Annotated in this window: 10 protein-coding genes; 7 read left to right on the top strand and 3 right to left on the bottom strand. The window is 71.0% G+C overall.

The features are described from left to right. Positions 1–82 precede the first annotated feature (82 nt). Genes HNR15_RS00670 through HNR15_RS00655 form a run of 4 tightly spaced genes read left to right on the top strand, consistent with a single transcriptional unit; the run spans position 83 to position 6356 of the window. Positions 83–1549, top strand: coding sequence for a cytochrome ubiquinol oxidase subunit I (locus HNR15_RS00670; protein ID WP_179478265.1), 1467 nt, complete (start codon positions 83–85; stop codon positions 1547–1549). 25 nt (positions 1550–1574) lie between these two features. Beyond that, positions 1575–2645 (top strand): cytochrome d ubiquinol oxidase subunit II, encoded by a 1071-nt coding sequence (gene cydB / locus HNR15_RS00665; RefSeq protein WP_179478263.1) that lies wholly within the window; start codon positions 1575–1577, stop codon positions 2643–2645. Then, a complete protein-coding gene (cydC, locus tag HNR15_RS00660) occupies positions 2645–5977 on the top strand; it encodes a thiol reductant ABC exporter subunit CydC (protein WP_179478261.1) in 3333 nt (1110 codons plus the stop codon). Before cydB ends, cydC begins: the two co-directional genes overlap by 1 nt. Then, positions 5946–6356: a BlaI/MecI/CopY family transcriptional regulator gene (locus HNR15_RS00655; protein ID WP_179478259.1), complete on the top strand. Its 411-nt coding sequence runs from the start codon at positions 5946–5948 to the stop codon at positions 6354–6356. Before cydC ends, HNR15_RS00655 begins: the two co-directional genes overlap by 32 nt. Before the next feature lie 36 nt (positions 6357–6392). Here the strand turns inward: HNR15_RS00655 and HNR15_RS00650 are convergent, their stop codons facing one another. The 3 genes from HNR15_RS00650 to HNR15_RS00640 all read right to left on the bottom strand — a co-directional run bounded on the left by HNR15_RS00650 (position 6393) and on the right by HNR15_RS00640 (position 10674). Then, entirely contained in the window at positions 6393–7313 is a 921-nt protein-coding gene (locus HNR15_RS00650) for an alpha/beta fold hydrolase (RefSeq protein ID WP_179478257.1), read from the bottom strand. 58 nt (positions 7314–7371) lie between these two features. Beyond that, entirely contained in the window at positions 7372–8250 is an 879-nt protein-coding gene (locus HNR15_RS00645) for a M48 family metalloprotease (RefSeq protein WP_179478255.1), read from the bottom strand. A 99-nt stretch (positions 8251–8349) separates the two neighbouring features. Further along, a complete protein-coding gene (locus HNR15_RS00640; protein ID WP_179478253.1) occupies positions 8350–10674 on the bottom strand; it encodes an MMPL family transporter in 2325 nt (774 codons plus the stop codon). 210 nt (positions 10675–10884) lie between these two features. Between HNR15_RS00640 and bioB the strand changes: the two genes are divergently transcribed. From bioB to HNR15_RS00630, 3 genes are read left to right on the top strand one after another with little or no spacing between them, the layout of a single operon-like run. After that, entirely contained in the window at positions 10885–11904 is a 1020-nt protein-coding gene (bioB, locus tag HNR15_RS00635; protein ID WP_179478251.1) for a biotin synthase BioB, read from the top strand. Further along, positions 11901–12263 carry a biotin synthase auxiliary protein BsaP gene (bsaP, locus tag HNR15_RS19010; RefSeq protein ID WP_484477004.1) on the top strand — a complete coding sequence of 121 codons (363 nt, stop codon included), beginning with the start codon at positions 11901–11903 and terminating at the stop codon, positions 12261–12263. The genes bioB and bsaP overlap by 4 nt, the downstream gene beginning before the upstream one ends. After that, a complete protein-coding gene (locus tag HNR15_RS00630; protein ID WP_179478249.1) occupies positions 12235–13203 on the top strand; it encodes a DUF4282 domain-containing protein in 969 nt (322 codons plus the stop codon). Before bsaP ends, HNR15_RS00630 begins: the two co-directional genes overlap by 29 nt. Positions 13204–13331 lie beyond the last annotated feature (128 nt).

Here is a 13331-nt window from a genome sequence, read left to right as displayed (position 1 = left end):
ACACTCACTACGACGTGCGTAGTACTACGTTAAGTAGTAATGTGGGAGGCAGCCACAGTACGTACGCCGAGAGGGCACCCCCGTGAGCAACCTGGACCTCGCGAGATGGCAGTTCGCGATCACGACCGTCTACCACTTCCTCTTCGTCCCGATCACGATCGGCCTGTCGGCGATGGTCGCGGGCTTCGAGACCCAGTGGCTGCGCGGGCGCAACCCGGAGATGCTGCGGTTGGCGAAGTTCTTCGGCAAGCTGCTGCTGATCAACTTCGCGCTCGGGCTGGTGACCGGCATCGTGCAGGAGTTCCAGTTCGGGATGAACTGGTCGGCGTACAGCCGATTCTTCGGTGACATCTTCGGCGCACCGCTGGCGTTCGAGGCGCTGCTCGCGTTCTTCCTCGAGTCCACCTTCCTCGGCGTCTGGATCTTCGGCTGGGGCCGGATCCCGGAGAAGGCGCACGCCGCGTGCATGTGGCTGGTGCACATCGGCACCTTGCTGTCGGCGTACTTCATCCTCGCCGCGAACTCCTTCATGCAGCACCCGGTCGGCTGGAAGTACAACGCCACCACCGGCCGCGCCGAGCTCACCGACTTCGTCGCGGTGCTGACCAACAAGGTGCAGCTGGTCACCTTCCCGCACGTCGTCGCGAGCGCCTACCTCGTCGGCGGCGGGGTCGTGATGGGCGTCGGGCTGTGGCTGCTGCACAAGCACCGCGGCACCAAGGACTCGCTGATGTACCGCAAGGCCGCGCGGATCGGCGCCGTCGTCACGCTGCTGGCCGGCGCGGGCGTAGCCGTCACCGGTGACACCCAGGGCAAGATCATGACCGAGGTGCAGCCGATGAAGATGGCCGCCGCCGAAGCGCTCTACACCACCCAGGACCACTGCGCCGCGTTCTCCCTCTTCACCATCGGCTCCCTCAACGGGCAGTCGCAGAAGGCCGCCGTCAAGGTGCCGTGCGTGCTGTCCTTCCTCGCCACCGGCAGCTTCGAGGGCAAGGTCGACGGGATCGACGACCTCAAGGCGAGCCTGCCCGCACAGCTGCAGAAACAGGCACGCGCGGAGGGTGTGCCCGCGGCGTACAGCCAGCCGGCCGACGCGGTCTACACGCCCAACATCCCGCTGGCCTACTGGTCCTTCCGGCTGATGATCGGCGTCGGTATGACGTCCACGATCGTCGCGCTCGGCGTCCTGTGGGTCACCCGCAAGGGCCGCACCGCCCTGGCGAAACCGTGGGTCTGGGCGGGCATCGCCGTGCCGCTGCTGCCGGTCCTCGGCAACAGCTTCGGCTGGATCTTCACCGAGACCGGCCGCCAGCCGTGGCTGGTCTACGGCGTGATGAGCACCAAGACAGGCGTCTCCGGCAACGGGGCGGGCACCGTGCTCACCTCGATGGTCGTCTTCACCCTCCTGTACGCCGCCCTGGCCGTCGTCGAGGTGCGCCTCTTCCTCGACTACACCCGCCGCGGCGCCGACCCCGCGCCGCCCGACCCGGACGCGGCCTCCACCGACGAGCACGACACGCCCGCGCCCGTGTCGTTCGTCTACTGACCACCACGAAAAGGACTGCACAGCAATGACTCTCGAGACGTTCTGGTTCATCCTCATCGCGGTGCTGTGGACCGCCTACCTCATGCTCGAAGGCTTCGACTTCGGCGTCGGGATGCTGCTCGGCATCTTCGGCCGCGACGCCGAGGGTGAGGACGGCGCCACCCGCAGACGCGTGCTGCTCAACGCCATCGGACCGTTCTGGGACGGCAACGAGGTGTGGCTGCTGACCGCCGGCGGCGCGACCTTCGCGGCGTTCCCCGCCTGGTACGCCTCGATGTTCAGCGGCTTCTACCTGGCCTTCCTGCTCGTGCTGGTCGCGCTCATCCTGCGCAACATGGGGCTGGAGTACCGCCACAAGCGCCACGGCGAGACCTGGCAACGCCGTTGGGACGCGATCATCGTGACCTGCTCGGTCATCGCCCCGCTGCTGGTCGGCACCGCCCTGACCAACCTGGTGCGCGGAGTCCCGCTGAACAAGGCAGGCGACTTCACCGGCACCCTGCTCACGCTGCTCAACCCGTGGAGCCTGCTCGGCGGCCTCACCATCCTCGCCCTCAGCCTCACCCACGGCTGCTTCTTCATTGCGCTGAAGACCGACGGTCAGGTGCGACGCGACGCGCGCGCCCTCGGCACGAAGGCGGGACTGGTCTCCGCGGTCCTCGCGGTGGTGCTGCTCGGCTGGGTCGACCTGCACACCGGCACCACCTGGTCCTGGATCACGTCGGCAGTGGCCGCGGTGGCACTGCTCGGCGCGCTGGCCGCAAACCTGCGCGGGCGGGAGGGATTCGCGTTCTCCGGCACCATGCTCACCATCGGGATGGCGGTCGCGACCTACTTCGTCGCGCTCTTCCCCGACGTGATGCCGAGCACGACGAACGCCGCCTACTCCCTCACCGTCGACAACGCCTCCAGCTCTCACCTCACCCTGCAGATCATGACCGGCGCCGCCGTCGTCATGACACCCGTCGTGATCGGCTACTCGGCCTGGAACTACTGGGTCTTCCGCAAACGCATCTCGACCAGCACCCTCCCGACCAAGCACGACCCGCTGGCGCCGCTGCCTCCGTCGGAGTCGCTGCAGGAGGCAGGTCGCTGATGGCCGCGCCGTTCGACCCGCGCCTGTTGCGGGAGGTGCCGCAGACCCGCGGCCCGGTCGCAGCCCTTGGCGTGCTCGGCGTCGCGCAGGGCATTGTCGCGATCGCTCAGGCCGTCGCGGTCGCCCACCTCGTGGTCGCGCTCGTCGAACGCCGATCCCTCACCGCCTGGGCCGTCACCGTGCTGACCCTGCTCGCAGTGCGCGGGCTGCTCAGCGCGGCCGGGGAGGTCACCGCGGCATGGGCCGGCACGCGAGTGGCCGGGCTGCTGCGCCGTCGGGTGCTCACCGCCTGGCTGCATCGACGGGTCGACACGTCGCCCGACCCCACCACCATGCTGACCCGCTCGACCATCGGGGCAGGCACCGTGGAGCCGTACGTCGCGCGCTACCTCCCCGCCCTGGTCAGCGCCGCCGTCGTGCCCCCATTGGCGATCGCCGCGATGGTCTGGGTCGACTGGGTCACCGCCCTCATCGTCGTGCTGACCGTGCCGCTGCTGCCCCTCTTCGCAGCCCTCATCGGGATGCACACGCGCGACGAGACACAGGCTCGCTGGACCGAATCGCACCGGCTGGCAGGTCATTTCGTCGATGTGATGAGGGGACTTCCGACCCTGGTCAACTACCAGCGCGCCGACGCCCAGGTCGACGTCGTCGCGCAGGTCGGCGACCGGCATCGCCGGGCGACCGTGCGCACGCTGCGTACGGCGTTCCTCAGCTCCGCCGCTCTGGAGCTGCTCGCGACGATCTCGGTCGCCATCGTCGCGGTCTTCGTGGGCCTGCGGCTGACCTACGGCAGCATCTCGCTCACCGTCGCGTTGACGGCGATCCTGCTCGCGCCCGAGGCGTACTGGCCGATCCGCCGGGTCGGCCAGGAGTTCCATTCCGCCGCCGACGGTGCCGAGGCCATCGACGCGCTCCTCGACGAGGCGGTGCACACACCGCGCTCGACCGATGGCGAGCCGGGCCGTCGGGCCGCGGTCACCGGCGTGTCCTACCGCTACCCGGGCACGGACGTCGACGTGCTGCGCGACGTGAGCTTCGACGTCCCCGCGTCCGGGATCACCGCCGTCACCGGCCCGTCGGGGTGTGGCAAGACGACCCTGCTGGAGCTGCTCGCGGAGCTGCGTACGCCGACCTCCGGCGACGTCGTGGCACCCGTCTCACATCTGGTCACTCAGCGTCCGTTCGTCACACCAGGGACGTTGCGTGACAACCTCGGCATCGCCGATCTGCCAGACGGCGTCGACTGGCTGCCCGCGCCGCTGCGGACGCTGCCCGCCGGGCTCGACACCCTCCTCGGCGACGACGGCTACGGACTGTCCGCAGGGCAACGCGCCCTGCTCGCGCTCACCCGCGCCCGCCTCGGCGACGAGCGGCTGATCCTGCTGGACGAGCCCACCGCCCACCTGGACCCTGCCGCGGCCTTCGAGGTGCAGGCGATGATCCGCGAGCTGGCGACCACGCGCGCGGTCGTCCTGGTCACCCACGACCCGGAGCTGATGGCGGTCGCCGACCGGCGCGTCGACCTTCCGCTCCGGCTCCCCGTCACCACCGTCCGTCAGGGGGTGGAGCAATCGTCGAAGGGTGGGCATCTGACCCCACCTCCCGGTGATATCCCCACCCCTCGACGGGAGGAGCCCGCGGCGCGGGTCGGCCCGGTCACACGCCGCGCACTTTTGCGACCCGCTCCCGGTGTGCTGCGGGCCGGGGTCCTCGGCGGGCTGGCCGCCACCTGCGGGGTCGCGCTGACCGCCACCTCCGGGTGGCTCATCGTGCAGGCCAGCACCCGGCCCGTCATCCTGACCCTGCTCACCGCGATCGTGGCCGTGCGCGCGTTCGGTATCGGCCGGCCGATCTTCCGGTACGTCGAGCGGATCCGCTCCCACGACGCCGCACTGCACCTGCTCGCCGACCGGCGCACCGACCTCTACCGCACCCTCATCCCGCTGACGCCCGCGCGGCTGGGGCGGCGCCGCCGCGCCGATCTGCTCGGCGCCGTCGTGCGGGACGTGGACGACGAGGTCGACGTGCAGGTGCGCGCCATCGTGCCGCTGCTGGCCGCCGCGATGACCTGTCTCGTCGCCACCGTCGCGGCCGCGATCCTCTATCCACCGGCGGCCCTCGTCGTCGTCGCGATCGCCCTGGTGGCAATTCTGATCGGTGCGATCGACTGGTCCCTGGAGCGCGCCGGCCACGGCGCGAGCCTGAGCGCGCGGGGCGCCGTGACCTCCAGCGCCTCGACCATCAGCCTGAACACCGGAGCGCTGCAGGCGATCCGCGGAAGCGACGCCGAGCTCGCCCGGCTCGACGCCGCCCAGCTCGACCTGGAGCGCGCCGTGCGTCGGCAGGCCCGCGGGCGGGCGGCCGGCCTCGGTCTGAGCCTCCTGCTCACCGCGGCCGCCGCGCTCGGGATGGCGATCCTCCTGCGGGGCGCACTCGCGAACGGCGACGTCGGAGGCCCGTTCGCCGCGCTCCTGGTGCTCGGACCCGTCGCCCTGACCGACATCCTGGGCTCGATCCCGGACGCCGTCGGCGCGCTGGCCCGCGGTCAGGCAGCCCGCCGCCGCCTCGACACGCTCACTCGGCAGACGCCCGCCGTCCACGACAACGGTCACACCGCCGAGGTCCCCGCACCGACCACCCTGCAGCTGTCGGACGTCGCCGCGTCCTGGACGGACGGGCCGGACCAGATCCACGGGATCGACCTGCGGGTCGCTCCGGGCGAGCACCTCGCCGTCACCGGGGCGAACGGCGTCGGCAAGTCCACGGTGCTCGCGGTCCTCGCCCGCCACCTCGATCCGAGCCGCGGTCGGTACGACGTCGCCGCGCGCGACGCTCTCGCCTGCCGGCCCGACGACGTACGCCGGCATGTGGCCGTCGTCGACGACGAACCGCACCTCTTCGCCGGCTCGCTGCGCGCCAACCTGCTGCTCGCCCGCCCGGGCGCGAGCGACAGCCAGGTGGCGAGCGCGCTGGTCGACGCGGGTCTCGGGCGGTGGGTCGCCGGGCTGCCCGACGGACTCGACACGCTGCTCGGATCCGATGCCCGAGGGGTGTCCGGCGGCGAACGCACCCGGATCGCGATAGCTCGGGCGGTGCTCGCGGACCGCCGCGTCATACTTCTGGACGAACCGGTGGCCCACCTCGATCACCCGACCGCGTCCGCATTGATGCGCGATCTGCACGATGCGACCCGCGACGCCTCGGTGGTCGTGGTCAGTCACCAGCAGATCGGCGTGCAGGGCTGCGACCGCGTGATCGAGCTCAGCCGCGAGGACATGGAAGATGGAGGTGGCGCGCATGCCCACGAGTGGGCGAGCGGAGCTCGGTGAGCTGGAGGGCGCAGTCATGTCCCGGCTGTGGGACGCGCCGGCCGGTGGCACGTTGTCGGTGCGAGAGGTCTTCGAATCACTCTCTCGCGAGCGGGAACTCGCCTACACCACGGTGATGACGGTGCTCGACCGGCTGGCCAAGAAGGGCCTGGCCGACCGGGTTCGCGACGGACGGGCATGGCGGTACGCCGCCGCGGCGACCCGCGAGGAGATGACCGCCCGCGCCCTGCACCAGACGCTGGCGGCCCTCGACGGTGACGAACGGCAGGCGACGTTCGCGCACTTCCTGGGCGACGCATCGCACGCCGACCTGGCAGCCCTGCGGGCCGAGCTGGATCGGATCGAGTCCGACGCACCCAAGGACGACGGCCGCCGCTGACCGCGACCGCAGGACCTCTTCGTTGAGCAGAGGGGCTCAGTCGGCCAGGAACGCCCGGACCCGCTGCCCGACCACCTCGTGCCGCCACAGACCCAGGTGGTCCGCCCCCGGCACGGCCACCAGCTGTGCGCCGGGGATGCGATCGGCGGCCGTCTGCGCCTGGGCGAAGGGGACATCGACGTCGGCGGTGCCGTGGATCACGAGGGTGGGCGAGCTGATCTGCTCGAACGGGTAGTCCGGCACGTCCTCGAAGAGGCGCATGTCGGCGGTGTACCCGACCTTGCGGCGGTCGAAGCGGACCGCGGCCGCCGCCACCGCGGGGCCGGGATCCGAGCGCGGCGTGACGATCAGATACCCGGCGATCACCGCGTCGACCTGGGCCAGCCGCTCCCCGAGCCATTTGCCGACACGCGCGAGGGGCTGCAGGGACGCGTACATCTCGTGCTCGGTGAAGGTCTGCACGAGCGACTCGATGAGCACCAGCCGGGCGCAGCGGGAGGCGTGCCGCAGGGCGAACTGGACTGCGGCCGGCCCGCCGCCCGACACGGCGATGACCACGGCGGTCTCGATCCCGAGGGCGTCGAGCACCTCGGCGAAGAGGTCGGCCTGCTCCTCGGGAGTGGGACCGCTGGCCAGGGGGGTGCGCAGGTAGCCGGGTCGCGACACCGACACCACCCGCCGGTCGTCGAGGCCGAGCCCGGAGGCGGTCACCTGCGCCAGGTCGTAACCGCCCGGCGTGCCGTGGACCACGACGACCGCCGGCTCGTCCGTCGTACGCCGGCCGCCCGCCGGGACGCCGGAATCGCGCACCTCGACCGGCCCCCGAGACAGGTGCAGCACCCGAGCGCCAGCATCCTGTCGGTCCGCACTCACCCGACGCCACCGCTGCAGCCCCACAGCTGACGCCAGCAGTCCGACCGCGGCCGAGGCCAGGATCGACTCCCCCGTTCTCCGCATCGACCTCTCCTCGTGTCCGACGTACGACGACACCGGTCGGATGCCGCCCGCGCCGACCTCAGATGTGCAGGATCACCAGCGCTGCCAGTGCCAACGGCGCCACCACGGCAGCCATTCCGAGCAGCCCGGCACACGTGGCGAGGACGGGGTGGTGCCGCTGCACCGTGAGCTGCTCCAGCCGGATGCGGGCGAAGTCCTCATGGCCGAGCGTGCCGTTCGGATGCTCGGACCGTGCGAGGGCCACCAGCGCCCGCGCCACCGGCACCCGGCCGACGGCGCGTTCGGCGCTGCGGTCCGCGAGCAGCTCGATCAGCAGGCGCACGGTCTCCAGGCCGCGGTCGCTGCGCAACCGCCGCGGCACCGCGGTGTGCCACACCGTGAAGAACTCCAGGACCAGGTCGTGCCGGTGCCGCAGATGCGCCAACTCGTGGGCGAGGACGGCGCGCAGCTCCGCCGGCGGAAGCGCCTCGATGGTGCCGCTGGTGAGCACGACCCGTCGTGAGAGCCCGGGCACGCAGTACGCCGTCGCGGTGGGGTGGGAGAGCACACGCACCTGCGCGGGGAGACCCTCGGCATGGACCGGTTCGTCGAGCAGGTCGACGAGCTCGCGGTGCTCACGGCGCACCTTCCGCAGCCGGCGGCCGACCACGTGTGCGCGTGCCAGCAGGCGACCGATGAGCAGCGCCGACACGAGGGCAGCGACCGCGGCGAGGGCGATGTGGTCGCGGGGCGCGGGCAGCCCGCGACCCACCCGCACGACGTACAGGACGGCCAGCGGCGCAAGCTCCAGGCCGGCGACCACCGCACCCAGCGACACCCCCTGCCACAGCCAGAGCGCTGGCCCGGGCACTCCCCGCAGCGCGGTCCACCGTGGAAGCAGCCGGGGTGCGGGCCAGGCGAGAGCCACTGTCAGCAACAGCAGCCACCCGAGGTACACCCCCGCATTCTGCGGCAGGCACCTCGGGACGAGCGCGCCGACCGCGCAGGTCGCCGGCCGAACGGCCCGGGAGACGACCTGCGCAGTCGGCCAAACGGGTCAGGCTCTGGAGTGCTCCGGCTCGGCCAGGTGGGCAGGGTGCCGCTGCTCGTGCGGCGCGCCCGCGCCGGTGAGCTTCTCGCCCTCGACGTCGACCTTCGGCAGGATCCTGTCCAGCCACTTCGGCAGCCACCACGCGCGCTCACCGAGCAGGAAGAGCAGCGCGGGCATGAGCGTCATGCGCACCACGAACGCGTCGAAGAAGACCGCGACCGCGAGGGCGAAACCGATCGACATGATGAACGAGACGCCCTGCAGGATGAACGCCGCGAAGACCGAGATCATGATCGCCGCCGCGGCCGCCACCACCCGGGCGCTGTTGCGGAACCCGTCGACCACGGCGTCACGCGCCGACATCCCGTGCACGTGCGCCTCCCGCATCCGGGTCACCAGGAAGACCTGGTAGTCCATCGCGAGCCCGAAGACGATGCCGATCAGGATGATCGGCATGAAGCTGACCAGCGGCGCGCCCTCGACGATCCCGAAGCGGCCCTTCTGGAAGACCTCGACGGTCGCCCCGAGCGTGGCGAGGATCGACAGCAGGAAGCCGAGCGTCGCGACGAGCGGCACGAGCACGGATCGGAACACGACCATCAGCACCAGGAACGCCAGGCCGATGACCACCGCCAGATAGACGGGCAGCGCGCCGGTGAGCCGGTCGGACACGTCGGTCTGGATCGCCACCAGCCCGGTGACGCCGACCGTCGTACCCGTCGACTTCTCGATGCCGGACTGCCCGTCGCGCAACGCGTGCAGCAGCGACAGCGTCTTCTCGTCGTCCGCCCCCGACTTCGGGGTGATCAGCACCTGGGCGCCGGTGCCCGCCTTGTTGAGGCCGACGATCTGGGCGTTCGCGACGTCGGGCTTGGTGCCCGCCCAGGTCGCGACCTTCCCGTACGCCGTCGTACGCGCCTTGGCGCCACCGGTCACGTTCGTCCCGTCGACTACGACCAGCAGCGGCGCGGCACGACCCGGCCCGAAGGCCTCCGCCTGCAGGTCGGCGGCCTTGCGCTGGGTGGTCGACTTCGCGGCCGTGGAGTCGCTGGGCAGCGCCAGGTGCAGGCTCTTCGCGGGCACCGCGATGGCGCCGAGCACGACCACGACGAGCGCGACCACGATCGCCGGCTTGCGGCCGACCAGGCGGGCCCACCGGGTGCCGTTGTTGACCGCGTGCCCCTGATCGTCGCGCTTGTCCGAGCGCTTGCGCACCTGCGCGCCGAACGCCTTGGACTTGAACATCCCGAGCACGGCGGGCAGCAGGGTGAGCGCGACCAGCACGGCGAAGAAGACGGTCTCGGCCGCGGCCAGACCCATCGCGGTGAGGAACGGGATGCCCACCACCGACAGCGCGATCAGGGCGATCAGCACCGTCAGGCCGGCGAAGACGACCGCCGTGCCGGCCTTGCCGACGGCCAACCCGACGGCGTGCGCCCGGTCGTCGGTCGTGCGCAACTCGGTGCGGTATCTGGACAGGATGAAGAGCGTGTAGTCGATGCCGACCGCGAGGCCGATCATGCTCGACAGGATCGGGGTCGTCGTGCCGACCGTGGTGAACGCGGTGGCGAGCTGCACCCCGATGGTGCCCATCGCGACGCCGACGAACGCCGACAGGATCGGCATACCGGCGGCGATGAGCGAGCCGAAGGTGATGATCAGGACGACGGCGGCGAACGCGACGCCGATCAGTTCACTGCTGCCGCCGGGGTCGGGCGCGATCTGCATGCCGGCGCCGTTCACCTCGGCCGTCAGACCGGACGCGCGCGCCTTCTTCAGGTCGTCGACGACCTTGTTCTGCGTCGCCGGCTTCACGTCCTGCACGGTCTTCACGTCGAACGCGAAGTCGATCGTGCCGATCCGCCCGTCCGGTGAGAGCGGCAGCAGCGCGTTCGCGTTGCGCTCGGCGACCGCCTTCGGCGTGCCCTGCTTGGCCGCTGCCGAGGTCGCCGCCTTGAACTGCGCGGCCGAGGCCGTCACCGGGTTGACCAGCTTGGTCTTGGGCATCTGCGGGACCTTCTGCAGGTCCGTGATCAGCGCGTCGACCGCGTTGGAGTACTTGGCCTCCTTGAGGGTGTGCCCCTTCGGAGCGCCCACCACCACCGATACGCCGGCCTGGTTGACCGCGTCGCCGGTGCCCGGGAAGAGCTTCTGCTGCATCGACTGCGCCTTGAGCGACGGGATGCCCGGGATGGAGAAGGTGTCGACCAGCGGTTTGTGGATCGCCTGGGACAGCCCGCCCAGCCCGATCAGGGCGATCAGCCAGCCGATCAGGAAGAAGGGCCACTTGCGGTACGCCGTTCGGCCGAGTCGATACAGAGCGGTCGCCATCAGATGCCTCTCGTGGAAAACGTTCGGACGCACCAACGACTTCTCGCGCCCCTGCATCTCATGATGGGTTGCCGTGCGCGCTGGGCCAACCCGAGAGCGGCTCCCACGGAAGAATCGTGACGACTGTCACGCGTTCGGTGGTGCTGGCACTACCGGCGCGTACGCGACCACGCCGATTCACTGGTCCGGCCATGCAGCACAATCGCGTCCATGACCTCGACAACGACCCCCCGCGACACCACCGTCCTGGACCGCGCCCGTGAGGTCGTGCTCGACCGGGGCGAGGCCCTCGGGTACGACGACATCGTCGCCGTACTGAACACTCCCGACGAGCTGCTGCCCGACCTGCTGGCCCTCGCCCACGACGTGCGCCTGAAGTACAACGGCGAGGAGGTCGAGGTCGAGGGCATCGTCTCCCTCAAGACCGGCGGATGCCCCGAGGACTGCCACTTCTGCAGTCAGTCCGGCCAGTTCACCTCACCGGTGCGCTCGGTGTGGCTCAACATCCCCGAGCTGGTGCGCGCCGCCGAGCAGACCGCCGCCACCGGCGCCAGCGAGTTCTGCATCGTGGCCGCCGTCCGCGGACCCGACGCGAAGCTGATGAGCCAGATGCGCGAGGGCGTCAAGGCCATCAAGGAGGCCGTCGACATCGAGGTGGCCGCCTCGCTCGGCATGCTCAGCCAGGAGCAGGTCGACGACCTGGTCGACATGGGCGTGCACCGCTACAACCACAACCTCGAGGCCGCACGCTCCTACTTCACCAAGGTCGTCACCACGCACTCCTACGACGAGCGCTGGGACACCTGCACGATGGTCAAGGAGTCCGGCATGGAGCTGTGCTGCGGCGGCCTCGTCGGGATGGGCGAGACCGTCGAGCAGCGCGCCGAACTGGCCTCGCAGCTGGCGGAACTGGAGCCGCACGAGGTGCCGCTGAACTTCCTGAACCCCCGCCCCGGTACGCCGTTCGGCGACCTGGAGCCGATGGGCTCCTCGGACGCGCTGCGCACGATCGCGGCGTTCCGGCTCGCGCTGCCGCGCACGATCCTGCGGTACGCCGGCGGCCGTGAGCTCACCCTCGGCGACCTCGGCACCCGCGACGGGCTGCTCGGCGGCATCAACGCCGTCATCGTCGGCAACTACCTGACCACCCTGGGTCGCGACCCGCGCGAGGACCTGGCGCTGCTGGACGAGCTGCAGATGCCGATCAAGGCGCTCAACGCGACGCTGTGAACCGTCCCGCCGACGCCACTGGCGCATCCGATGCTGCCGATCGCGGCGCGCCGGATGCGCCCGATCAGGGCACGCCGGCGGCGTACTGCGGGCACTGCGGCGCTCCGGTGGAGGACGGTCCGCACCCGGCCTGCGAGCGCGCGCTCGAGCTGGAACCCCCGCGGTTCTGCGCGGTGTGCGCACGGCGGATGAAGGTGCAGGTGACGCCCACCGGCTGGAGCGCCGAGTGCTCCCGGCACGGCGAACGTGCCGCGCCGGGCGCCGACGTTGCTGGCAATCCCCGCTCAAACCCACGACGATGGGCCCAGCACACGACCCAAGGAGGTCCGCATGTCACAGCCGACGAACGGCGAAGGTAGGTCCGGGGAACACTCCGGCGGATACCAGCAGGGCGGAAGTCTCGGCCAAGGCTGGGAGCAGGACGAACAGTCCGACACGCCGTACGACGCGCAGAACACCGGGTGGGACGCCACGCAAGCGGTCCCGGCGGCCCCCCAGGAGGACGGCGCGCACGGCGCATTGCCGGCCCAGGGCAGTGAAGCCGCCGACGTCGCGGGCTCCGCCGACTCGGGTCCGTCGTCAGCCGGCGAGCAGGGATACACCGCCGGTGACCAGCAGGGCTACAGCCAGCCGAGCGGCCAGGAGCCGTCCGGATACGGACAGCCGGCCGGTGGCTACGGGCAGCAGGGCCAGCAGGGCCAGTCCGACTCCGGTTACGGCCAGCAGGGCGGCTACGGCCAGTCCAGCTACGGCCAGCAGGCACCCTCCGACGCGCAGGGCCAGCAGGGCTGGGGTCAGCAGGGCCAGCAGGGCGGTTACGGGCAGCAGTCTCCGGCGTACGGCGCGAGCCAGCCGGGACAGGCCGGGCAGGTCGGACAGCAGGGCCAGGCCGACCAGTCCGGCTCGAAGGGCCGCGGCTGGGGCCGTCAGAGCGGTCAGCCGCGCGACCCCAACAGCCCGCAGGCGCAGGTCAGCCAGGTCGTCGGCGGTGCCGGTGACGGCGTCGGCGCGCTCTTCAGCGACCTGCAGTTCAAGAAGTCGCTGACCGAGCGCATCGCGTCGCTGATCTTCCTGGTGACGATCGTCTGGGCGGTGCTGCACTTCCTGTCCAACCTGGTCTACAACTTCGGCAGTCAGGGCGTCGGCAACGGTGTCTCGATCAAGCACATGAGCACCGGTTCGGCGCTGATCCACACGCTGACCGACCTGGTGGCGCTCGTGCTCACCGTCGGTGTGACCCGGTTGCTGCTCGAGCTCGCGGTGCACGTCTCGCGGATCGCCGGGCGCACCAAGGACTGAGCACCACCTGCACCACCGGCATCACCTTCTCGTCGAGCGGAGGGGTTCGCGCGGGAGTGGAGGGCTTCGGCCCCTCCGCTCGGCGCCGGACCCCTCCGCTCGACGTTCGAGGTCTACCGGCAGGTAGG

This window comes from Allobranchiibius huperziae (assembly GCF_013410455.1).
GTDB classification, from domain to species: Bacteria; Actinomycetota; Actinomycetes; order Actinomycetales; family Dermatophilaceae; genus Allobranchiibius; species Allobranchiibius huperziae.
The sequence above is the reverse complement of the archived record's forward strand: the minus strand, read 5'-3'. Positions and strand labels throughout refer to the sequence as shown.

Excerpts from the sequence above, each read along its gene's own strand:
- cydB (WP_179478263.1), top strand. The coding sequence starts at position 1,575 with ATGACTCTCGAGACGTTCTGGTTCATCCTCATCGCGGTGCTGTGGACC.
- cydC (WP_179478261.1), top strand. The coding sequence starts at position 2,645 with ATGGCCGCGCCGTTCGACCCGCGCCTGTTGCGGGAGGTGCCGCAGACC.
- HNR15_RS00655 (WP_179478259.1), top strand. The coding sequence starts at position 5,946 with ATGCCCACGAGTGGGCGAGCGGAGCTCGGTGAGCTGGAGGGCGCAGTC.
- HNR15_RS00650 (WP_179478257.1), bottom strand. The coding sequence starts at position 7,313 with ATGCGGAGAACGGGGGAGTCGATCCTGGCCTCGGCCGCGGTCGGACTG.
- HNR15_RS00640 (WP_179478253.1), bottom strand. The coding sequence starts at position 10,674 with ATGGCGACCGCTCTGTATCGACTCGGCCGAACGGCGTACCGCAAGTGG.
- bioB (WP_179478251.1), top strand. The coding sequence starts at position 10,885 with ATGACCTCGACAACGACCCCCCGCGACACCACCGTCCTGGACCGCGCC.
- HNR15_RS00630 (WP_179478249.1), top strand. The coding sequence starts at position 12,235 with ATGTCACAGCCGACGAACGGCGAAGGTAGGTCCGGGGAACACTCCGGC.